Genomic DNA, 20,121 nt, shown 5'->3' on the forward strand with positions numbered 1-20,121 from the left:
CCAACAAGAAACACCATCACAGAACACCAACACAACTACGACTGGAGTTGAACAACCAATGTCTAACACCCCCGTTTTCGGCGCAGGCCTGTGGAACTTCGCCACCTACGTAGACCGCTACGCCACCGACGGCTACGGCGAGCCCCGCTCCACCATCGAGCAGATCGAACTCGCCGCCGAGGTCGGCGACATCAGCTACGTGGACCTGAACTACCCCTTCACGACCGGCGTCACCCTTGACGACGTCAAGGCCGCCCTGGAGCGCACCGGCCTGAAGGCCATCGGCGTCACCCCGGACATCTACCTGCGCGAGCACCAGCTGGGCGCCTTCACCAATCCCGACCCCAACAAGCGCGCCTCCGCCATGGCGATCATGCAGGGCGCCGCCGACGCCGTGCGCGAGCTCGGCGCCCGCTACGTCAAGATCTGGCCCGGGCAGGACGGCTTCGACTACCCCTTCCAGGTGGACTACAAGGAGCTGAACCGGCTGGCCGTGGAGGGCATGCGCGACCTGGCCAAGGCCAACCCCGACCTGAAGTTCGTCATCGAGTACAAGCCGCGCGAGCCCCGCACCCACATGTTCTGGTCCTCGGCCGCCAAGACCGTGCTCGGCATTCAGCAGATGGGCGTGGACAACGTCGGCGTCCTCCTGGACTTCGGACACGCCCTGTTCGGCGGCGAGGCCCCCGCCGAGGCCGCCCAGCTGCTCATCGATCACGGCCTGCTGTGGGGCATGGACGTCAACGACAACTACCGCGGCTGGGACGACGACATGGTCGTCGGCACCGTCCACATCACCGAGATCTTCGAGTTCTTCTACACGCTGAAGAAGAATGGCTGGGAGGGCGTGTGGCAGCTCGACCAGTTCCCCTTCCGCGAAGACGTCGTCGACAACGCCCGCACCTCCATCCGCTTCCTCAAGGCGCTGCACCGTGCCCTGGACAACCTCGACGAGGCCGCCCTCGCGGATGCCCAGGCCCGACAGGACCCGCTCGCCGCGCAGCGCGTCGTCCAGGATGCGCTGCTGACCTGCATGGCCTGACGCCTCGGAGCGTCCCATCACCCGCATCGCTATAGGAGTAAAGAACAATGACAGTTTCTGTTGAACTGCCCGTTGTCGGGCGCACCACGCCCGATATGAGCCGGGAGGAGGTGATCGCGCATATCAAGGAGGGCGCGCGTCTCATCCGCCGCAAGGACCTCACCCTGGTGGCAAACGCACGCATGGGTCACCTCGGCGGTGAGTTCTCCATCACGGATGTGCTGGCGACCCTCTACCTCCACGTCCTGAACGTGACTCCGGAGAACCTGCAGGACCCCGAGCGTGATCGCCTGATCCTGTCCAAGGGACACGCGGCCTGCGCCCTGTACACCACACTCGCTGCCGCCGGTCTGCTGGACGTGGCCGAACTGGAGACCTTTGTGCAGCCCGAGTCTCGACTCAACGGCCACCCCAACCGACTGTATGTGGATGCCGTTGAGGCCAACACCGGGCCGCTGGGCCACGGACTGCCGATCGCCGTGGGCCAGGCCATCGCGGCCCAGTTGGATGGTTCGCCGCGGCGCGTATTCGTCCTAACCGGGGATGGGGAGCTGCAGGAGGGCTCGAACTGGGAGGCACTCATGTTCGCCGCCCAGCGCCGTCTGGCAAACCTCTGCGTGGTCGCCGACCGGAACCACCTCCAGCAGGGTGCCACCACTGAGGACACCAACGACCTGACTCCGCTGGATGACAAGGCCCGCGCCTTCGGCATGGAGGTCGTGGATGTGGACGCGCACGACGTAGGCGCCCTGCTGGACGCCTTCGCCAAGGTACCGGCCGCATCCGGCAAACCCACCTTCATCATCGCCCACTCCCACAAGGGACACCCGATCTCCTTCATGTCCGACGCCGTCGCCTGGCACCACAAGCTGCCCACCGACGCCGAGGTGGAGCAGGCACTAGCAGAACTGGAGGCACTGGCATGACCACCACCGCCGAAGCGAACACCCTGTACGACTGCCGCGACGCCTTCGCCGACATCCTGACGGAACTGGGGGAAGCGGACGAGCGCATCGTCGCCGTCGTCAACGACTCCGTGGGCTCCTCCAAGCTCGGGGGATTTGCCACGCGCTTTCCCGAGCGCATCATCAACGTCGGCATCGCCGAGCAGAACCAGGTGGGGGTCGCCGCAGGGCTCGAGGGCGGCGGCCGCATCCCGATCGTCTCCTGCGCCGGGTCCTTCCTGTCCGCCCGGGCTATGGAACAGGTCAAGATCGACGCCGCCTACTCTTACCGGCACATGGTGCTCACCGCGCAGAGCCCGGGACTGGCCTACGGACAGCTCGGCAGCACCCACCACAGCGTCGAGGACGTCGCCTGGATGCGAGTAATCCCCAATATGACGGTGATCGTCCCGGCCGATCCGGTCGAGACCGCCGCCGCAGTCCGCTGGGCGGTCACCGAGCACGACGGCCCTGTATATATCCGCATCTCGCGGATGAAGGTACCCGCCGTCCACGCCGATGGCTACGCTTTTGCTCCCGGTCGGGCCACCACGCTGCGCGACGGCGATGACCTGACCATCATCACCAACGGCACCGTGCTGCACCGGGCACTCGCCGCCGCGGATGCACTCGCTGCAGAGGGCATCCACGCTCGGCTGCTGTCCATGCCCTGCGTCAAGCCACTCGACGAAGAGGCGGTCCTCGCTGCGGCCCGGGAGACCGGGCGCATCATCACCGCCGAGGAGGGACTCGTTGCCGGAGGTCTTGGCGGCGCAGTAACGGAACTGGTTACCGCAAACCAACCCGTGCCGGTGAAGCGAATCGGCATCCCGGACACCTTTGCGCCCACCGGTTCGGAGGGGTGGCTCATGGACCACTGGGGCATCAGCGCCGACGGCATCACCGCTGCTGCCAAGGAGTTGCTCGGCTGACGCGCGCCTAGGCGGTCGGACGCGGCCGGAACCGGTTACAACCGGTTCCGGCCGCGTCCGCATGTCATTCCTCCATTCGCGATAGGTTTAGGTTCTAAAACCTGCCGCGGGGAGAGGAGCACGCCGGTGAATGACGATGCCCAACTGCGCTTAATGGCTCGCATCGCGCGCATGTATCACGAGCGCGGGATCAAACAGTCAGAAATCGCGGACGAGCTTCACGTCTCCCAACCGCGCGTCTCCCGTCTCCTCAAACGTGCAGCCGAAGAGGGCATAGTGCGCACCGTCGTCACCCTGCCCGCGGGTACCTTCACCTCCCTTGAGGAGGAGATCGAGTCCCGGTACGGGTTGAACGAGTGCGTGGTCGTGGACGCCGGCGACGATGAGGCGACAATCGAGAATGCACTTGCCGCTGCGGCCGCTACTTACCTGGAGACCACGCTCACCGGCGGCGATGTCATCGGACTGTCGTCCTGGAGCGCCACTTGGCTGGCGGCGATCGAACGGCTGCAGCCCTTCCGCACGCAGGTGGCCTCCGCCGTCGTGCAGCTCTTCGGTGGCATCGGCAACCCCACCGTGCAGGTCAAGGCCACCCGCATGATCGACCTCCTTGCCCGCGCCACCGGAGCCACCCCGGAGTTCTTCCCCTCACCGGCGGTACTGGGCACCGCTGCGGCGGCCGCCGAGCTGCGCAATGACCCCTCGGTGGTGCGGGTGCTCAGTTTCCTCCCGGAGGTCACCGTCGGCCTGGTGGGCATCGGCAGTCTGGAGCCGTCGCCGCTGCTGCGTCAGTCCGGCAATATATCCTCGGAGGCAGACCGAGAAGAACTGCGGGCGGCCGGCGCCGTCGGGGACGTGTGCCTGCGTTACTTCGACGCCGACGGCGTCCATGTGAATTCCGATTTCGACCGCCGGTTGGTGGGGGCCGACGCCGAACAACTGCGCGCCATCCCGCGTCGGCTGGCGGCCGCGGGTGGACAGCGCAAGCACGCTGCCATCCGCGCCGCCCTGCGCGGCGGCTGGGTGAACGTACTGATCACCGACGCCACTACTGCGCGGGTGCTGTTGGACGAGCCTTCCTCCGGCGCCTGAACTCCTGCCGACCAATCCGGTTCGGGGTTGTGCTGTTGCTTCAGCTCCCCAGCCAGTCGGCCAGAGCGACCAGGGAATCGAACATGTCCTCGAATAGGAGCCGGTTGTCGAGGCGCCGGTAGCGGCGCATCGGGCGGGTGTCCTGGGGGTAGCGGTAGGTGCCGTCCGGTGCGATACGGGGCGTGGGGATGACGTCGTAGTAGGAGGAGGCGGCATCCGGCTCGAAGGTGGTCTGCAGCGAGGACAGCAGCACCAGCGGCTGATCGCCCAGCACGTAGGTGGCCCCCGGGTGCGCCATGCCGGAGACCATCGTGCGCACCTGGTTCAGCTCGCCCAGCAGGTAGGTGCCGACGGCCCCCGCCCGGGCGCAGCCGCGCCGGATGGTCGGCATGGACACGGTCGCGGAGCGGTACACGTCGCGCGGGATCTGCCAGATGCGGGCCGCGGTGTCGTTGAAGACGTAGCGGGCGCTCGGGGCGTCGAGCGCGAGGTTGTACTCCATGTCCGTACCGCCCTCGGGCATGTAGGCCAGCCCCGGGTGTTCCCCGCCGCCGATCCAGATTAGCGTCAGGCGTTCGGCGATCTGTGGGGCCGCCTTGAAGGCGCGGGCGACGTCGCCCAGCGAGCCGCCGGCCACCAGAAACAGGGGACGGTCGTCCTCGCACAGTGCCTCATCGACGATGAAGCGGGAGGCGGCGGTCTCGCCGTCGTAGGCGTCGAAGCCGCGGTCGTCGCCGTCGTACAGGTCGACGCCGGTCACGCCCATGGTCTCCAGCAGCGTCTCGACGCGCTCATGCCCGGCGCGCACGGAGGAGCCGGTGCGGTTCCAGGATCATCCTCCCGCAGCCGGGAGATGACGACGCCGCGTACCTCGGTGCCCTCGACCAGCAGGTGGTGGGCGAGGGCGAACAGGTCGTCGGGGTCGCCAGCGAAGTCATTATCGATGATTACGCGGGTGCGGGGCGCGACGTCGGGGAGCCGGTCGGCCTCGGGAAGCCAGGGCAGGGAGCCGTAGTTCCAGGTCTTGGGGGCGGGGGTCATGGCTTTGCTCCTTTGCAAGCGGTTCTAAATCAGGTGTGTTCAGTTGTGAGTGGGGAGGCGACGGCAGCGGACGCTGGGTCCGACATCGCCGCTTGGCGTATTAGGGCCGCTACTCAACCTTGCGTACAGGGACGATGGCTGCGGCACTGATGGCTACGGCGATAACCGCCATGATGAAGATGGCCGAGTAACCGCCGGTGCGGGCGACCAGCTGGCCGGCAGCGAAGGGTGCCAGCATCTGACCGATGTTGGAGGCTACGTTGGCCACACCCAGGTCGCGGCCGGCGGCGTTTGGGTCGGGCAGGACGTCAATGAACAGGGCGACGTCCACCGCCATGTACATGCCGTAGGCGGCTGCCAAGAGGATGTAGAAGAAGAAGTACAGCGGCAGCGTCGGAATCAGCAGTGGAACCAACATGTCCAGGGCGATCACCAAGGATGCACCGATGACGAAGGGCTTGCGTCGCCCGACCTTGTCGGAGAGCTTGCCGGCGAAGGCCAGCATGAGCAGCTGCACCGGCAGCGCGGCTGCGGACAATGTGGCGACGATCGTGTTGGCCTCGGCCGCGGCGCGGGCGGGGCGCAGATGGGACTGAATGATGTACAGGTTGTAGTTGCTGACGGCGGTGTAGCCGAAGAACATCATGAAACGGGCGATCCAGACCCAGCGGAAGTCATGGTCGAACAACGGGACGAAGAAGCCCTTGAAGAAGGCGATCCAGTCGAAGTGCCTCAGCTCCAGGTCCTTGGAGGAGCGGTCCTTGGCGAAGGTGACGAAGATGAGTGCCCCCACCACCACGGCGATGGCGAACACGAAGTAGGTGTCCAGGCCCATGGCGTTCATGAGGATACCGGCAACCACGGAACCCCCGGTGAATCCGGCCATCATGCCGATGCCGGATATGCCGGAGACCGTGCCGGTCTTTTCGGCGGGGACTCGGTCCGCGACCGTCGTCGACAGTGGGGCCTGCATGAAGTTCAGGGACACCTGGGCAGTGGTCCAGAAGACCGTGAGCATGAGGACGGTGGTGGAGTAGCGCAGGCCGATCATGAAGGCGGCCCCGGCGACGGCGCCGGCCACTATCCAGAAGGCGCGCCGCCCCCAGCGCGAGCGCCAGCGGTCGGAGATGACACCGACGATTGGCTGGGCGAACAGCGTGAAGAACGAGCCGACGATCATCATGTTGGAGATCGAGGAGGCCCGAGCGGCCTCATACTGCTTGAGCAGCTCCAGGAGATGCGCCTGCTCGGCGGTAGGGGCTGCGGTGCCGGCGCTGACATCGTTGGCCAGGTTGGTCAGCTCGGTGAGCTGGTCCAGGCTGGTGACGGTGGTACCGGAGAAGTAGTGCCGAAACTCGATCGTCTGCACGGTGTTGGGCAGCAGGATCGCCGCCAGCGCCGAGTAGCAGGCGTACAGGAAGACGCCCGCAATGACGAAGGAGATCAGGTACTGGTAGTACGGTCGCCCGCCCAGATACTTGGTGGAGGTGCCCGGACGCGTGGGCTCCTCCAGACGGGGATCGGCTTTGGTGGACATGCAGCTCCTTTGCTCGTGAGTGCAGGCTGCCCGTGTGTGACAGGCGCGGTCGGATGCACCTGTCCGTACCCAACCAGTCGGTTGTATTCAATATTGAATGAACAGTAGCTGTCAAGACTCGTCGTCGATGACATAGCGGCGTGGGTTGCGTAGCTCCGCCGCCTCGCGGATGCGCTGCAATCTGCGCATCCGCGCTGCTCTGCCACCGGTTCGGCGTTCGGAGCTGCGCGTGCCCAGCGACTCGACCTCGGGGCTGATGAAGCTGATGTAGACGGCAGCCATCTCCTCGGGCGTCTGGCGGTAGCGTGACGAATCCAGGTGTCGATGAGGCCGAACAGGGCGAAGGCCTTGAAACGACGCAGGAAGGCGGCCCGGTCTACGGCATCCATAGTCCCAGCGGCGGACACGGGGCCCGCCGCGGGCTCCGGAGGCTCGCCCTCTAGCGTCTCTACCGTGACTCGTAGCAGGATGCCCCCAAGCTCCGCTTCATAGACGACGTCGTTGATCTCACGTACCTGGAGGCAGAACCGGAATCTGGCAATGGCATTTGCACGGTCGTCGGCCTCGTTGTACCAGTGGCGGACGGAGAAGTCTCTCCAGGCGGTTCGATACTTGTGAGCCAGCACCTCCTCCTTGGAGGAGAAGTGCCGAAAATAGGTCACCCTCCCCAGGCCGGCGCGCGAGGCGATCTCACCGGCGCTGATCTTTTTGAACGGCTTTTCCCGCATGAGCTCGAGCAGGGCATCCCCCATGGCATCCTTCAGCGGCGCCGCGGAGTTCTCGAGTCGTGCCATGTTGACCTCCAGGGATTGGTCGATTCGGCGTGAGGGGCCCATGGTCGCTTGCAGGGACGACACTGGGTACTCCCGGTTCGCAATATAGTGATCTTGCCGGGGTAGACGCACCCAGCTGCGGTGACTCGTGTGTCGTCGCGACTCGCAGCTGCATACGCGGGTTAAGGCGAGCGCGATCGAGTTGCCTGCTGCTGAGGAAACGGTGACGGTGCGGGCCGCTTCGGTCGCGGTGAGGCCGGGTTTTGACACCCTGATGGCCGGCCCGAGCGACTCATTACGGAGGAGGAGCGCCGCTTCACCACCAGTGGGGAGACCGCCGCCCGCCTGGAAGCGCCCTGCGCTGCTGCTTCCCGAAGGGGGACGGGGCAGACTCTGCTACACCCGAGTTCGCCGCAACCGAGGCCCTGTTCCGATCCGACCTACTGGACGCCTCGAAGACATCCCTAGTCCAGGCACGGGAGAGCCGATCCCGCCGGTGGCGGGAGGACTCTGTCCGATGACGAAGAGAAGTACGGGAAGTACTTCCGCGGCCGGGCCGCTGCGACTGCTGCCGACGCAGCGGCTGAGGTAACGATCGGGACCAGCCATGTACCGGTGCCTGCCGTCACGGCTCGGGTGCCGGCAGCCGGCGGGGCTTGGCGTCGGCTGGTCACCGATCCCCTTCCCGGCACCGTCGTGGACGTGGGACGGTCGCACCACCGGCCCCCGACCGCCTTGCGCGACCTGGGACTGGCCCATTGCTCGACGAAATCCCGCCCTTCTAGGGACGCTGTCGGAGACAGTCCGCCCCTGAGGATTCACCAGCACGGGCCGACAGACAGGGCGCGCGCGACGAGCGGCCGCAACTTCGCGTCGTCGGCCACTCCGATCAGTTCGCGGCCGCGTCGAGTTCCAAAGACGCCGTCACGTAGGCGGAGCGTGGGAGAACCAGCTCCAGCACGCCGTTCACCAGCGACCAGTCCGAGAAGGCGATCGGTGTTACGGCGTCGGGCGCCTCGGGAGTGTTGTGCGCGTCGAGGGCGCCAGCAGTCAGCACGCGCGCACTGCCCACCTCCACGGAGGCACCACGCAAATCCAGGCGGATCGTCCGAGGCGCCTCGGGGTCTAGGTTGGTTGCGGAAACGAGCGCGGTATCGCCCTTACGTGAGGCGGAGACGGACACCAGCGGGAAGGGGCGAGCGCCGTCGTCGGCGTGGGCGGGTGGCTCATCCACCAACGCACGTCGAGCCGAGTCGCGTCGTGATGGCCCACGTTCATCGCCAGGACGTGGTAGGTGGGGGTGAGCACCATGGTGCCGGTGGCCGGGTCGGTGAGGATCGGGGCCTGGAGCACGTTGATCGTCTGAGCCAAGTTCGCCATGACGACGCGCTCGGCGTGGCGGTGGAAGATGTCGAAGTGCAGTGAGGCGATGAGCGCGTCGCGCAGGGTGTTGTCCTGCTGCAGGAAATGGGGGTTGGTGCCCGGCTTCGCATCCCACCAGGCGCCCCACTCGTCGACGACCAGCCCCACCTTGCGGAAGGGGTCGTAGCGGTCCATCACCGTGGAGTGGCGGGCGATCAGCTCCTCCATCCGCCAGGCGTTGGCGAAGGTGGCATACCAGTCCGCGGTGGAAAAGCCGCGGGCCTGCCCCTTGGCCTCGAAGGAGTCGCGGAAGGTATAGGAGTGCAGGCTGATCGCCTGGTAGGGGCCGGGCTCGGAACGTGGGCAGGTGTCGCAGACCAGGCCACGCATCAGTGTGTCCGTCCACGCGTAGTCATCGACGTTCGCGCCGGCGGCGATGCGCATGATCTCGTTGCTTCCATGACTGCGCACGAAGGTGGCGTAGCGGCGGGCCTGGGCGGCGTAGACCTGCGCATTCATGTTCCCGCCGCAGCCCAGGGCTCGTTGCCGATGCCGAAGAAGGGCACCCGCCATGGCCGTGCACGGCCATGGGCCCGGCGCAGGCGCGCCATGGGGGAGTCGCCCTCGCGGGTGAGGTAGTCCACCCACTCGCTCATCTCCTGCACCGTGCCCGAGCCGACGTTGCCCGTGATGTAGGCGTCAGCGCCGAGCAGCTCGCACAGTTCCATGAACTCGTGCGTGCCGAAGGAGTTGTCCTCCACCACATCGCCCCAGTTGGTGTTGACCATCGTGGGGCGTTGCTCCCGGGGACCGATCCCATCGCGCCAGTGGTACTCGTCGGTGAAGCAGCCACCGGGCCAGCGCAGGTTCGGGATGGCGATGGCTCGCAGCGCCTCAATCACATCCCGACGTAGCCCATGGATATTGGGAATGGCGGAGCCCTCGCCCACGTAGAACCCGCCGTAGATGCACCGGCCAGGTGCTCGGCGAAGTGCCCGTAGATGTGGCGGGAGATGGTGGGGCCGGGCACGTCCAGGTCGACGACGGCGCGGCGCGAGTCGGCGTGGCCGGAAGGGGTCATGGGATCTCCTAATCGTTTAGAGGCTGGTTCAGATAGCGGCGGCTACGGTGCAGCCGTGAGCGGATAGCTTCATCTCCCACCGGCCGTCGACGACGGCGACGCACTCCCCGGTCCACAAGTCGGTGAGATGGCGGATGGTCTCGTTCAGCCCGAGATCGTCCAGGTGCAGCCGGCGGACACGCGGAGTGCTGCCGAGGTTGAACACGGCGCGCACCTCTTGCGGTGGCGCTGGTTGGCCGTTGGCCGGCCGCAGCGTGGATCGCCAGACCACGAGGTCGCCGTCGCGGATGATCTCGCGGCAGTTGGTGCCCCGCTCACCCAGCGCGAGCACGGCGTCGTTGCCGAGCAGGGCGATGGTATCCGGAGAGGATTCGGGCAGGTGCCCGCCCATCATGAGCGGGGACCGGGCGATGCTCCACAACGTCAGCATGGTGCGTTGCTCCTCAAGACTCAGGCGCGAGTCTCGAGGGTTACCCACATGCGCGCGCAGGCCGATCCGCCCCAGCGGCAGCATGTCCAGGTCCCCGACGCCGTCGTCGTCCTGCACGGGGGCCCAGCGCGCGGCCCGCTGGAACTGCTCCACCACCGCTTCCCAGTCGTCCCACAGGTCGTCCGATACCCGCCACATCTGAGCCTGCTCGTGCAGGAAACCGGCGTGCTCGAGCGACAACTCGCGGCCCGGGGAGAGGCTGAGCGTGATGGCGCGACCGGAGCGCTCGATCGCGCGGTGGATCATGGCGATGTCGGAGCGGCGGATGGGCGGGTACAGCACGTCGTCGACCTTGACGAAGTCCACGCCCCAGCCGGCCAGGAGCGCCAACAGCGAGTGGTACCAGGCCTGGGAACCGGGATGATCCGGCCGCACCCCCTCGTTGTCCGGGTTCCAGGGACAGCGGTCGGACGGGGGAGAGGCAATGTCTCGGGCCGTGTAGTCGGTGCCGAGGATCGGGGTGTTCGCGGCCACGGCGCGGCGCGGAATGCCCCGCATGAGGTGCACCCCGAAGCGCAGCCCCAGGGCGTGGATCGTCTCCGCCAGCGGCCGGAATCCGGCACCGCCGACAGCCGAGGGGAACCGGTTTTCGGCGGGCAGCGGGCGCCCGTAGGCATCGATGACGGCCGCAGAACAGGGGTTGTAATCGCCTGTCCCGGGGGCCGGCTCGTACCACTGGATGTCCACCACGACGGTGTCCCAGCCGTGAGCGAGCAGGTGCTCGTGGATGAAGCGGGCGTTGTCCAGCACCTCGGCCTCGGTCACCGAGCCGCCGAAGCAGTCCCACGAGTTCCAGCCGCGTGGCGGAAAGGTGCTGGATGAGGAAGCTGACGGTGTCATCACTGACTCCTAAGGCACTACAGGTAGGCGATATCATGAAACGACGATGAATCGTTGTCAAGACTATTCCGTAGATCTAGCGTGGAGATCGCCTCCATGCGCGGCGTTGTGCTGCCGCAACCGCTGTACCCCGATACCGTGTGAGCTGCGGCGTTGAAGCCGTCCCAGGAGCGAGACAAAGGAGGGGAGCCGATGGCTGCGACTATGCGCCAGGTCGCGGAACTGGCCGGCGTCTCACTCAAGTCCGTCTCCCGGGTGGTTAACGGCGAGCCCAACGTAAGCGATGAACTGCGGCGCAAGGTGACGGCGGCCATCGACCAGCTCGGCTGGCAGCCCAACGCGCTGGCGCGAACGCTGCGCACCGGCCGCACCGAGACCGTGGCCGTCGTCGTTCCGGACCTGCGTTCCGGCTGGGTCGCTGCGCTGGCGCAGGCGTTGGTGGTCGAGGCGGACCGGCGCGGGCTGCGCACCGCGATCGAACCGTGTGGTCGCGATAGCAGTCGAGTTGCCCAAGTGCTGGCCGAACAATCGACAGCATTTGACGGAGCAATAGTGGTGGGTGGAATCCACGGTGAGAATGCTTCTTCCGTGGAGGAATGGCCATTGCCGGTCTGTCGGATAGACGCTCTCAGGCCGGGGGATGCTGACAAGACCGACGGAGGCATCGGACTGGATCTGGACCAGGCGGCCGACACTGTCGCCCGGCATCTGCGGGCGCTGCGTCTGGCGAGCCCGGTGGTGGTCGGCCCTGGGGTGGACCACCCGGGCACCTTCGCGCACGCCCTGCGGCAGGCGCTGGATGCGGCCGCGGTGGTGGAGACCACCGCCGTACCGAGTCGGGCCGAGGGCTTTCGCCTGGCTGCGGAACTGGCGAAGACCATCGACCGTCATGACGCCGTCGTATGCGCCGACGACGAACTCGCCCTGGGCGCGCTCGCGGGGTTCAGAAGCCGAGGGGTGCGGGTCCCGCAGCAGATCGCGCTGTGCGGATGCGGCGGTCTCGAGGATGGGCGGTTCTCCTCGCCGTCGCTGACTACGCTGGCCTTTCCGGCCGGAGAGATCGCGAGGATCGCGCTGGATGATCTACAACGTAGCTGGGACCCGGGCTCCCGCAGCAGGGTGATGACGCGGGTCGGGGCCACGCTCATACGGCGCGAATCCACGCTGGGGTTCACCTCAATGGCTCCTACGACGATCGGGTCGTTGCCGCTTCGGCGAGCGGAGGGGTTGTGATGCAGCGACGGGTCAGGCTCCGTGATGTGGCTCGGGCGGCCGGTGTTTCGGTGGCCACGGCGTCGACGGCGCTGTCGGAACGCGGTAAAGGCGGAACAACACGACTGTCCGAGCAGACCCGGCAGCGAGTCAGACAAGCGGCGCGTGCGCTCGGGTATGTGCCCTCCGAGGCTGCTCGGGGATTGGTGACCGGCGCATCCGGGCGAATCGCGATCGTGGTTCCCAACCTCTATCAGCCCTATTTCTCCCGTCTAGCGGAGTTGCTCATCAACGAGCTTGCCCGGCGCGGCCTGCGTTCGACGATCCGACTCACCGAGGACGTGCCCGCGCGCGAACGCGATGCCGTCATGGGAGTCTCCATGGGGGATGCGGACGGCGTGCTCATCTGCCCGCACCACCTGGATGACGCACTGCTGGGCGGTCGACGACCGCCTCTGCCGGTGGTGCAGATCGGCGCGACCCCGACGGCGGGGATAGCCAGAGTCGCCATGGACGAGTATGGTGGCGCCCTCGCCGCAGCCCGACATCTGGTCTCCGCCGGGCGGAGCCGCATTGCCTATATGGCCCAGATGGACGGTGACGGTGGGCCGCGTTTGGAGGCGTACCGCTTCGCGCTGGACGAGGCGGGTATCGACCTTGACCCGGCCCTGATCGTGCGGGGTGAGGACTGGGACCGGCGGGACACCGGCCTGGAGTCGACAATCGGCTTGCTGCGCTCGGGCATCGGCTTCGACGCGTTGATGTGTATTAATGACGCCGTAGCCATTGGTGCCCTGCGCGCCCTGCAGGCGGCAGGAGTCGCGGTCCCCCGGGATGTCGCGGTGACCGGCTTCGACAACACTGTCGAGGGCGAGTTCACCACCCCATCGCTCACCACTGTCGACCCGGGAACCGACGCCATGGCCCGTGCCGCGGTGGAGTGTCTGGTGGCGCAGCTACAGGGCGAGACGGCAGGGACGCCCGCAGAGGCGCCGACCACCTTGATTGTGCGCGACTCCAGTCGCTGAGCCTTCCTGCGCGCTGCTCCTTCTGTGGCTAGCACAAACCCGCATCGGCGCCAAGTGTGCTCTGAATCACTCAATCGTTGTTGACAACGTTTAATCAAGCGGTCATGATGGACATGTCACAACGACAAGAGGAGCTGACGATGTCGTCACCCGATATGGAACAGGCCGTGCCCCCGGTCTGTCGATGTGCCCCGGCCGCTCCGGGGGTGCACGCCCGACCCGCCGGTCGCACCCCGCTCGGCCTAGAGCGCATCCGCATCGCCCCGGAGAGCCTGCTGGGCCGCTGGCAGGAACGCAATGCCTCTCGCACGATTCCCCACTGCATCGAGCAGCTGGAGGTCTCCGGCGTCATGGACAACTTCCGGCGCGTCATTGGGGAGTCTGACGCCCCGTACCGCGGCTTCGTCTTCGCCGACTCGGACCTGTACAAGGTCATCGAGGCCGTCGCCTGGGAAATCGCCCGATCCGGCACCCACCACTTCGACACCTGGCTTGACGATGCCATCGCGCTCATCGGCCGCGTGCAGGAGCCCACCGGCTACCTGCACACCTGGATTCAGGGCGTCCGTCCAGACAAGCGTTTCGCCGAACTAGACCGCAACCACGAGATGTACGTGCTCGGGCATCTGATTCAGGCGGCCGTGGCGCTGGACCGGGCGGCGGGACGGGACGACCTGCTGCAGATCGCGATTCGTTTCGCCGCGCTGGTGGATCGCCGCTTCGGGCCGGGGCGTGAGGACGGCATCCCGGGACACCCCGTGATCGAGACCGCCTTAATCGAGTTGTACCGACACACCGGCGAGGTGCGTTGGCTGCGCCTGGCCGAGCATCTAATCAACCAACGCGGCCACGACATCCTGCCCGATGAGGGCTTCGGACACCGCTACTACCAGGATCATGCGCCCGTCCGCGACGCAGTCGACCCCACGGGCCACGCGGTCCGCCAGCTGTACCTGAATGCCGGTGTCACCGACCTGTACTTGGAAACCGGCGAGCCGGCACTGCACGACGTCATGCGGGCGCAGTGGGAGCGTGCCCACGAGCGCAAGATGTACCTTTCTGGCGCCTTCGGCTCCCGCCACCGCGACGAGTCCTTCGGCAACGACTACGAACTGCCCGCGGACCGCGCCTACGCCGAGACCTGCGCCACCATCGCCGACCTGCACTGGACCTGGCGCATGCTGCTGGCCGGACAAGATCGTCGTTACGCCGACACGATGGAGCGTGAGCTCTACAACGCCCTGGCCGCAGCGGTGGACGAGACCGGCACCCGCTTCTTCTACTCCAATCCCATGCAGCGCCGCCCCGACCGCTTCAGTGAGGAGAACGCTCCCGCCGAGCGGCAGCCGTGGTACAGCTGTGCCTGCTGCCCGCCCAACATCGCCCGCACCATCGCCCAGGCGGGCGCCTACGTCGCCACCGTACTGCAGTCCGCCGACGGTCCCGTTCTGGAGCTCCACCAACTGGTCGCCTGCGAGATCGACCTGTCCGACGTCCTAGGCGGCGGGGTACTGGCGGTCCGGACCCGCTACCCCGCCGACGGCGGAATCTCCCTGCACGTGAACGGGCCGGCGCTGCTACCCGGGGCGGCGGTACGGGTGCGCATCCCAGCCTGGGTCGAGGACGTCACACTGCGCGCAGGTGGCGGACAGAGGTCGGTTTCGGACGCCGAGCGCGCTCGCGGTTACGTCCAGATCCCAGCCGACGAAGTCGACGGCGCTACCCTGCAGCTGCCGCTCCGGCCCCGCTGGACCACCGCCAACCACCGCGTGGACGCGGTCCGCGGCGCCGTCGCCCTCGAACGAGGGCCCATCCTGTACTGCCTGGAGCAGGCGGACCTGCCTGAGGGGGCCGCCGTCGACGACGTCTTTCTTCCCGGTCCACCGGTGGTCGCCGAGCTACCGCTTTCGGCCAAGGATCCCGCGCCTGCACTGCGCGTCGGCCTAAGCGTACGTGCTCCCGAGGGGGAGCTCTATCGCCCCGCCACCTGGGGAGGGGCGACCATGCCCTCCCGCGGCGTGGAGGCAAACCTGGTGCCTTTCTCCACCTGGGGCAACCGCGGCCCCGGCGCCATGCGCGTATGGATTCCGACTATCTGACCCCGCTGAGATCCACGCCCTTCCGTATTCATCCATTCCCCAACCCTCACTCAAAGGAGAGAACCATGAACACCTGTCCACGTGTGCCCGCGGTCAGCCGGCGCACCGTACTGCGGAGTCTGGCGGCCGCCACCGCCGTCGCCGCTGTCGGCGGCACGCTCGCCGCATGCGGCGGATCGGGAACGAGCAGTTCCGACGGTCTACGCATACTCGTGCTCAAACACGCTCTAACCAAACCAATGGCGCAGATGGCATGGGTCAAGCAGCTCGAGGAAATCGCGGGCATGCCTATCACCTGGGAGGAGGTCTCCGCCGACTGGGATCAGAAGAAATCCACCATGCTCGCCGCGGGCGATGTACCCGACTTGATCGTCGGCACCGGAGCCATCTCCGACTCCGACCTGGCTACCTACGGCACGCTCTTCGAGGACCTGTCCGACGACCTCGACACCATTCCCAATGTCAAGGAGATGCTGGCGGCCAAGCCGGAGCTTATGTCCCTGGCCACTCAGAACAACGGTGCGATCTACGCCGTCCCCGGCTATAAGCGCTTCTGGCCACCCACGGTCCAGCACCAGTACATCAACCGCCAGTGGTTGGACGCGCTGGGGCTGGACATGCCCACCACCTGGGACGAGCTGTACGACGTGCTTGTCGCCTTCAAGGAAGGCGACCCGACCGGAACCGGGGCGAAAGTGATTCCCATGGACTGGAGCCCGGTGGGCACCACGGGCTTCGGCTACTTCCAATCCGTGCTGCTGCTCGGATCCACGGGCCTGCCCCTGTCCTCCGGCGGCGGACAGGGCTACTTCCTGCAGGACGGCAAGGTCTCCAACTTCCTCATCGACGAGCGCTACCGCGACGTATGGTCTTCCTATCCAAGTGCTATGCGGCGGGGTTGATCTCCGCGGAGGTCCTGACCCAGGACTATTCCGCCTACCAGTCCGCCGCTCGCGGGCCGGGGGACGGCGTCGCCACGGTCGGGTTCACCTGGGGTTGGACTCGTTCCGACCGCTTCGGTCCAGAGATCTACGAGCAGTACGAGGCGATGCCCGTGCTCGCACAGAAAGCGGGCCAGGCAGCACCAGTAGCGTGGAGCTACGACGGCTTCGGTGAGAACTTCCCCGCCAACCAAATCGTGGTCTCCGCCTCCACCCCCAACAAGGAGGCTGCGCTGAAGGTACTTAACGCCTTCTACGACCGGGAGATGAGCCTGCAAGTGCTCTTTGGAGACATCGGTCCCAACATTGAGAAGGTCGACGAGAACACCTACAAGGTGCTGCCGGCCGAGGACGGCACCGACCCCTCGACCTGGAAGTGGACTTCTACGTTGGCGGATAACGGCCCCATGTGGATCCGTGACGACATCACCGTGGAGCTGCCCACGGACCTGCAGGAGGCCATCGACGAGACTGTTCCCCTGCAGCCCGCCATCGACAATATGGATCTGGACAAGGACGTGTACCCCGCCCAGTTCATCAAGATGACCGCCGAGGACATCAATGCCATGGCGCTGGTCAACACCACCATGCTCAACACCACGCAGACCAAGTTCGCCGACTGGATTACCAACGGTGGGGTCGAGGAGCAGTGGGATGACTACCTTGCCACCGTCAAGGCCTCAGGCATCGAGGACAACATCGCCAAGATGCAGCAGTACTACGACGACTACATGGCTTCGAAGCAATGAGTAGCGCAACTATCAACCACGCCGATGCCGCACCGCCGCGCTCCCGCCAAGGACTGGTAGCGCACCTGAAGCGCTACTGGCAGCTGTGGGCCATGGTGCTGCCGGCCACCGCCTTCGTCCTGGTTTTCGCCTACGTCCCCATGTACGGCATCCAACTGGCTTTCCGGGAGTTCGACTTCACCGCTGGGCTGACCGGTGGAAAGTTCGTGGGGCTGAAGTACTTCCAGCAGTTTTTCGAATCCCCGATGTTCGCCACCCTGATGCGTAACACAGTGCTGATCTCGATGACCACACTCGTGCTGGGATTCATCGCCCCGATCATCCTCGCGCTGCTGATAAACCAGTTGATGCACTCGCGCATCAAGCGCTGGGTCCAGACCATCACCTACCTGCCGCACTTCATCTCCGTGGTGGTGATCGTGGGCATGCTGCAGGTGTTCCTGTCTCCCAGCGACGGCCTGCTGACGCGGCTGCTGGCATCCATCGGCATCTCCGGCACCAACTTCCTGGGGGATACGGGCAGCTTCGTCCCGGTCTACGTCCTGTCCGACATCTGGCAGCACGCCGGATGGAACTCGATCATCTATCTGGCGGCACTGGCCGGCGTCAACACCCAGCTGTACGAGGCCGCCCGCATCGACGGGGCCAACCGGTGGCAACTCATTCGCCACGTGGACATACCCGCCCTGGTGCCCACGATGATCATCCTGCTCATTCTCAACATGGGCAACGTACTCAACACCGGTTTCGAGAAGGTGTTCCTGATGCAGAACACCCTGAACCTGCCGGTCTCCGAGGTCATCTCGACCTACACCTACAAGATCGGCATTCTCAGCAGCCAGTTCAGCTACTCGACTGCCATCGGCCTGTTCAACACGCTCATTAACTTCACCTTCCTCGTGCTTGCCAACCGCATCGCGAAGCGGGTGTCTGACACGAGCCTGTGGTGACGAAGGAGGAGACATGACCACCACATCGCTCTCACCGGGCCGATCCCGCGCGGCTGGGCGACCTCCGTCTCAACGTCGGCGCTGGTCGTCGGGGGAGAGGCTGTTCGACCTCGGCGTGCTGCTGGCCTGCGTGCTCGTAGTGTTCGCGACCCTGTATCCGATTTACTTCGTGCTGATCGCGTCCATCAGCGACTCCAGCGCCGTGGCCACCGGGGAGGTCATCATGCTCCCCAAACGGCTGAGCCTGTTCGGCTATGAACAGATCCTCGGCGACGGGCGTATCTGGACCGGATACCGCAACACGATCGTGTACACGGCGGTGGGCACGGCCTTGAACCTCGCGGTCACCCTGCCTGCGGCCTTCGCGTTGTCCCGCAGGGAGTTCCGGCCGCGGCGCCCGCTCATGCTGTTCTTCGCGTTCACCATGTTCTTCAGCGGCGGGCTCATTCCCACCTATCTGCTCTACAAGGACCTCGGACTACTGGACAACTGGCTGGTGTTCATCCTGCCTTCGGCGGTCAACGTCTACAACCTGATCATTGCCCGCTCATTCTTCGAGAACTCCCTGCCCGAGGAGCTCTACGAGGCGGCGACGCTAGACGGCGCGGACTACTTCAGGTTCTTCGCCACCATGGCGCTGCCGTTGTCGAAGGCGATCATCTCGGTGATCGGGCTGTACTACCTGGTGCAGCACTGGAACGACTTCTTCACCGGCCTCATCTTCGTGCGCGACTACGCCAAGCAGCCGCTCCAGATCGTCCTGCGAGACATCCTGCTGTCCAACCAGGCATTCTCCGGCGGGGCCGGCGGTGGCGGCGGGTCTGGAGGCGCCTACGCGCAGCGATACGCCGACCAGATCAAGTACGGGGTGATCGTGGTGTCCACCCTGCCCGTGATCGTCGTGTATCCCTTCCTGCAGAAGTACTTCGAGAAGGGCGTGCTGATCGGAGCGGTGAAGGGATGAGCCGCCAGTCCGCCCCACGGGGGCGCGTCATGCCCGCCCTCGTGGGGTGGCACGTACGCATCGGCGAGGTAGTAGGACGCCTGTTCGTCCTGCATCTGGTCTGGCTGCTGGGGGTCGCTGCCGGAGGGGTCATTCTCGGTGCGGCGCCGGCGACTCTGGCTCTCAACGCCGTCATTCGGCGCGACCTGCTCAATCGGGTTTTGGAGGCAGGCAACCTGGGCGGAGCCGAGCGGCCCGGCCTGTGGCAGGAGTTCTGGCGGGTGTGGCGCACAGAATTCTGGCGTGCACAGATGATCGGCGCGGTGGTGCTCGCGGGTTGGGCCGTGTTCGGTCTCGACCGGCTGGTACTGCGAGGCGGCGTCGGTGAGGCCACTCCCTGGCTCTCCGGGCTCGTGGTGGTGCTCAGCGTGCTCTGGGCGGCGGCGACGCTCATCGTCTGGCCGGTGGCGGTGCACTTTGACGAGTCACTGCCCAGGGTGGCCAAGCTGGTGTTTGTGCTGGCGCTGTCGTGTCCGGCGCACTCGCTGACGGTGCTGGCCGCCGCAGCGGGATGGCTGTGGCTGTGGACGGGCTATCCAGGCTGATCCCCGTTTTCGGTGTGGCCCTGCCCGCCTGGTGCGTGGCCTGGTTGTACTGGCACTCCGGCGTCCTCCCCCTGCCCGAGTCGGCCGTGCCGATAGAAGACTCCGACGACGTCGACATCGAGGCAGCCATTCGGGCGTTGGCGGAGCATTGACCCAGACGGCTCCTGACGCGGCCGGGCGGGCGAGAAGGGTTTGACACCAGCGATGTGAACGTTCACTATTGGTGTGAGACGGTGCGGCAACGGTGCCGAACGGCGCCGCCGTAGACCATGTCCTACCGGAGAGTGACTAGGAGAAGAACATGACCGAGCGGATTGTGTTGGCTGATTTGGATGATGGTGTGCGTGGGGCGGTGGCGGCCGCGCGTGAGCGGGTGGCTGGTTTGCATGGGGAGTTGATTCGGTGGGGTTTGGTGGTGTGGACGGCTGGGAATGTGTCTGAGCGGGTGGTGGTGACCCGG

General features: G+C 66.1%; 22 protein-coding genes and 2 pseudogenes. 15 read left to right on the forward strand and 9 right to left on the reverse strand.

The genetic code is table 11. The annotated features are described in order from the left end of the window. Positions 1 to 58: 58 nt before the first annotated feature. The 4 genes from BW737_RS06955 to BW737_RS06970 all read left to right on the forward strand — a co-directional run bounded on the left by BW737_RS06955 (position 59) and on the right by BW737_RS06970 (position 4,010). Positions 59 to 1,042, forward strand: coding sequence for a sugar phosphate isomerase/epimerase family protein (locus BW737_RS06955; RefSeq protein ID WP_086614997.1), 984 nt, complete (start codon positions 59 to 61; stop codon positions 1,040 to 1,042). Positions 1,043 to 1,089: 47 nt separating this feature from the next. Next, positions 1,090 to 1,968, forward strand: a complete 879-nt coding sequence (locus BW737_RS06960; RefSeq protein WP_086614996.1) for a transketolase — start codon at positions 1,090 to 1,092, stop codon at positions 1,966 to 1,968. Further along, complete coding sequence (locus BW737_RS06965; RefSeq protein ID WP_086614995.1) at positions 1,965 to 2,918, forward strand: transketolase family protein; 954 nt, start codon at positions 1,965 to 1,967, stop codon at positions 2,916 to 2,918. The genes BW737_RS06960 and BW737_RS06965 overlap by 4 nt, the downstream gene beginning before the upstream one ends. Positions 2,919 to 3,044: 126 nt before the next feature. After that, positions 3,045 to 4,010: a sugar-binding transcriptional regulator gene (locus BW737_RS06970; protein WP_257210578.1), complete on the forward strand. Its 966-nt coding sequence runs from the start codon at positions 3,045 to 3,047 to the stop codon at positions 4,008 to 4,010. A gap of 40 nt (positions 4,011 to 4,050) precedes the next feature. On the opposite strand, the gene BW737_RS06975 is transcribed toward BW737_RS06970, so the two are convergent. From BW737_RS06975 to BW737_RS07005, 9 genes are all read right to left on the reverse strand, one after another. After that, a complete protein-coding gene (locus BW737_RS06975) occupies positions 4,051 to 4,818 on the reverse strand; it encodes a nucleoside hydrolase (protein ID WP_099330352.1) in 768 nt (255 codons plus the stop codon). Further along, positions 4,767 to 5,051: a hypothetical protein gene (locus BW737_RS16805; protein ID WP_086614993.1), complete on the reverse strand. Its 285-nt coding sequence runs from the start codon at positions 5,049 to 5,051 to the stop codon at positions 4,767 to 4,769. Before BW737_RS16805 ends, BW737_RS06975 begins: the two co-directional genes overlap by 52 nt. Positions 5,052 to 5,160: 109 nt before the next feature. Then, the gene (locus BW737_RS06985) at positions 5,161 to 6,588 is read right to left on the reverse strand and encodes an MFS transporter (RefSeq protein WP_086614992.1); all 1,428 of its coding nucleotides are present in this window, start codon (positions 6,586 to 6,588) and stop codon (positions 5,161 to 5,163) included. After that, positions 6,495 to 7,382: a TetR/AcrR family transcriptional regulator gene (locus tag BW737_RS06990; RefSeq protein WP_180272118.1), complete on the reverse strand. Its 888-nt coding sequence runs from the start codon at positions 7,380 to 7,382 to the stop codon at positions 6,495 to 6,497. The genes BW737_RS06985 and BW737_RS06990 overlap by 94 nt, the downstream gene beginning before the upstream one ends. 868 nt (positions 7,383 to 8,250) lie before the next feature. Continuing rightward, complete coding sequence (locus BW737_RS18045; RefSeq protein WP_338063880.1) at positions 8,251 to 8,595, reverse strand: alpha-L-arabinofuranosidase C-terminal domain-containing protein; 345 nt, start codon at positions 8,593 to 8,595, stop codon at positions 8,251 to 8,253. Further along, complete coding sequence (locus BW737_RS18050) at positions 8,487 to 9,242, reverse strand: alpha-L-arabinofuranosidase C-terminal domain-containing protein (protein WP_257210580.1); 756 nt, start codon at positions 9,240 to 9,242, stop codon at positions 8,487 to 8,489. Before BW737_RS18050 ends, BW737_RS18045 begins: the two co-directional genes overlap by 109 nt. Next, entirely contained in the window at positions 9,239 to 9,625 is a 387-nt protein-coding gene (locus tag BW737_RS18055; protein WP_257210581.1) for a hypothetical protein, read from the reverse strand. Before BW737_RS18055 ends, BW737_RS18050 begins: the two co-directional genes overlap by 4 nt. Beyond that, positions 9,622 to 9,804, reverse strand: coding sequence for a hypothetical protein (locus BW737_RS18060; protein ID WP_257210582.1), 183 nt, complete (start codon positions 9,802 to 9,804; stop codon positions 9,622 to 9,624). The genes BW737_RS18055 and BW737_RS18060 overlap by 4 nt, the downstream gene beginning before the upstream one ends. Positions 9,805 to 9,832: 28 nt before the next feature. Beyond that, a complete protein-coding gene (locus tag BW737_RS07005) occupies positions 9,833 to 11,134 on the reverse strand; it encodes a glycoside hydrolase family 27 protein (RefSeq protein WP_086614990.1) in 1,302 nt (433 codons plus the stop codon). A gap of 192 nt (positions 11,135 to 11,326) precedes the next feature. Here BW737_RS07005 and BW737_RS07010 point away from each other — a divergent pair, with 192 nt between their 5' ends. The 11 genes and pseudogenes from BW737_RS07010 to BW737_RS18065 all read left to right on the forward strand — a co-directional run. Then, positions 11,327 to 12,367, forward strand: coding sequence for a LacI family DNA-binding transcriptional regulator (locus BW737_RS07010; RefSeq protein WP_086614989.1), 1,041 nt, complete (start codon positions 11,327 to 11,329; stop codon positions 12,365 to 12,367). Further along, positions 12,367 to 12,522 (forward strand): annotated as a pseudogene (locus tag BW737_RS19890) (LacI family DNA-binding transcriptional regulator); the annotation flags it as partial. The gene BW737_RS07010 and the pseudogene BW737_RS19890, both read left to right, overlap by 1 nt. Before the next feature lie 3 nt (positions 12,523 to 12,525). Beyond that, positions 12,526 to 13,374 (forward strand): LacI family DNA-binding transcriptional regulator, encoded by an 849-nt coding sequence (locus BW737_RS07015; protein WP_257210583.1) that lies wholly within the window; start codon positions 12,526 to 12,528, stop codon positions 13,372 to 13,374. A 140-nt stretch (positions 13,375 to 13,514) separates the two neighbouring features. Further along, on the forward strand, positions 13,515 to 15,473 hold the full coding sequence (locus BW737_RS07020; RefSeq protein ID WP_218961827.1) for a glycoside hydrolase family 127 protein: 1,959 nt from the start codon (positions 13,515 to 13,517) through the stop codon (positions 15,471 to 15,473). A gap of 65 nt (positions 15,474 to 15,538) precedes the next feature. Beyond that, positions 15,539 to 16,375: an extracellular solute-binding protein gene (locus BW737_RS16810; RefSeq protein WP_218961828.1), complete on the forward strand. Its 837-nt coding sequence runs from the start codon at positions 15,539 to 15,541 to the stop codon at positions 16,373 to 16,375. Beyond that, positions 16,339 to 17,163 carry a type 2 periplasmic-binding domain-containing protein gene (locus BW737_RS16815; RefSeq protein ID WP_218961829.1) on the forward strand — a complete coding sequence of 275 codons (825 nt, stop codon included), beginning with the start codon at positions 16,339 to 16,341 and terminating at the stop codon, positions 17,161 to 17,163. Before BW737_RS16810 ends, BW737_RS16815 begins: the two co-directional genes overlap by 37 nt. Beyond that, a complete protein-coding gene (locus BW737_RS07030; RefSeq protein ID WP_086614986.1) occupies positions 17,160 to 18,113 on the forward strand; it encodes an ABC transporter permease in 954 nt (317 codons plus the stop codon). Before BW737_RS16815 ends, BW737_RS07030 begins: the two co-directional genes overlap by 4 nt. A gap of 13 nt (positions 18,114 to 18,126) precedes the next feature. After that, positions 18,127 to 19,077 (forward strand): carbohydrate ABC transporter permease, encoded by a 951-nt coding sequence (locus BW737_RS07035; protein ID WP_086614985.1) that lies wholly within the window; start codon positions 18,127 to 18,129, stop codon positions 19,075 to 19,077. After that, positions 19,074 to 19,661, forward strand: coding sequence for a YesL family protein (locus BW737_RS07040; RefSeq protein ID WP_086614984.1), 588 nt, complete (start codon positions 19,074 to 19,076; stop codon positions 19,659 to 19,661). The genes BW737_RS07035 and BW737_RS07040 overlap by 4 nt, the downstream gene beginning before the upstream one ends. After that, positions 19,640 to 19,813: a hypothetical protein gene (locus tag BW737_RS16200; RefSeq protein ID WP_180272120.1), complete on the forward strand. Its 174-nt coding sequence runs from the start codon at positions 19,640 to 19,642 to the stop codon at positions 19,811 to 19,813. The genes BW737_RS07040 and BW737_RS16200 overlap by 22 nt, the downstream gene beginning before the upstream one ends. A gap of 149 nt (positions 19,814 to 19,962) precedes the next feature. Next, a pseudogene (locus BW737_RS18065) lies at positions 19,963 to 20,121 on the forward strand (L-ribulose-5-phosphate 4-epimerase); the annotation flags it as partial.

This window comes from Actinomyces ruminis, assembly GCF_002154335.2.
Classification (GTDB): Bacteria; Actinomycetota; Actinomycetes; order Actinomycetales; family Actinomycetaceae; genus Actinomyces; species Actinomyces ruminis.

What these genes read in the sequence shown, in the direction of transcription:
- BW737_RS06985 (WP_086614992.1), bottom strand. Translation starts at nt 6,588, where the DNA reads ATGTCCACCAAAGCCGATCCCCGTCTGGAGGAGCCCACGCGTCCGGGC.
- BW737_RS16815 (WP_218961829.1), top strand. Translation starts at nt 16,339, where the DNA reads ATGGTCTTCCTATCCAAGTGCTATGCGGCGGGGTTGATCTCCGCGGAG.
- BW737_RS07005 (WP_086614990.1), bottom strand. Translation starts at nt 11,134, where the DNA reads ATGACACCGTCAGCTTCCTCATCCAGCACCTTTCCGCCACGCGGCTGG.
- BW737_RS18060 (WP_257210582.1), bottom strand. Translation starts at nt 9,804, where the DNA reads ATGACCCCTTCCGGCCACGCCGACTCGCGCCGCGCCGTCGTCGACCTG.
- BW737_RS07040 (WP_086614984.1), top strand. Translation starts at nt 19,074, where the DNA reads ATGAGCCGCCAGTCCGCCCCACGGGGGCGCGTCATGCCCGCCCTCGTG.
- BW737_RS16805 (WP_086614993.1), bottom strand. Translation starts at nt 5,051, where the DNA reads ATGACCCCCGCCCCCAAGACCTGGAACTACGGCTCCCTGCCCTGGCTT.
- BW737_RS16810 (WP_218961828.1), top strand. Translation starts at nt 15,539, where the DNA reads ATGAACACCTGTCCACGTGTGCCCGCGGTCAGCCGGCGCACCGTACTG.
- BW737_RS18050 (WP_257210580.1), bottom strand. Translation starts at nt 9,242, where the DNA reads ATGAATGCGCAGGTCTACGCCGCCCAGGCCCGCCGCTACGCCACCTTC.
- BW737_RS06990 (WP_180272118.1), bottom strand. Translation starts at nt 7,382, where the DNA reads ATGGCACGACTCGAGAACTCCGCGGCGCCGCTGAAGGATGCCATGGGG.
- BW737_RS07030 (WP_086614986.1), top strand. Translation starts at nt 17,160, where the DNA reads ATGAGTAGCGCAACTATCAACCACGCCGATGCCGCACCGCCGCGCTCC.
- BW737_RS06965 (WP_086614995.1), top strand. Translation starts at nt 1,965, where the DNA reads ATGACCACCACCGCCGAAGCGAACACCCTGTACGACTGCCGCGACGCC.
- BW737_RS07035 (WP_086614985.1), top strand. Translation starts at nt 18,127, where the DNA reads ATGACCACCACATCGCTCTCACCGGGCCGATCCCGCGCGGCTGGGCGA.
- BW737_RS07010 (WP_086614989.1), top strand. Translation starts at nt 11,327, where the DNA reads ATGGCTGCGACTATGCGCCAGGTCGCGGAACTGGCCGGCGTCTCACTC.
- BW737_RS07020 (WP_218961827.1), top strand. Translation starts at nt 13,515, where the DNA reads ATGTCGTCACCCGATATGGAACAGGCCGTGCCCCCGGTCTGTCGATGT.
- BW737_RS06960 (WP_086614996.1), top strand. Translation starts at nt 1,090, where the DNA reads ATGACAGTTTCTGTTGAACTGCCCGTTGTCGGGCGCACCACGCCCGAT.
- BW737_RS06955 (WP_086614997.1), top strand. Translation starts at nt 59, where the DNA reads ATGTCTAACACCCCCGTTTTCGGCGCAGGCCTGTGGAACTTCGCCACC.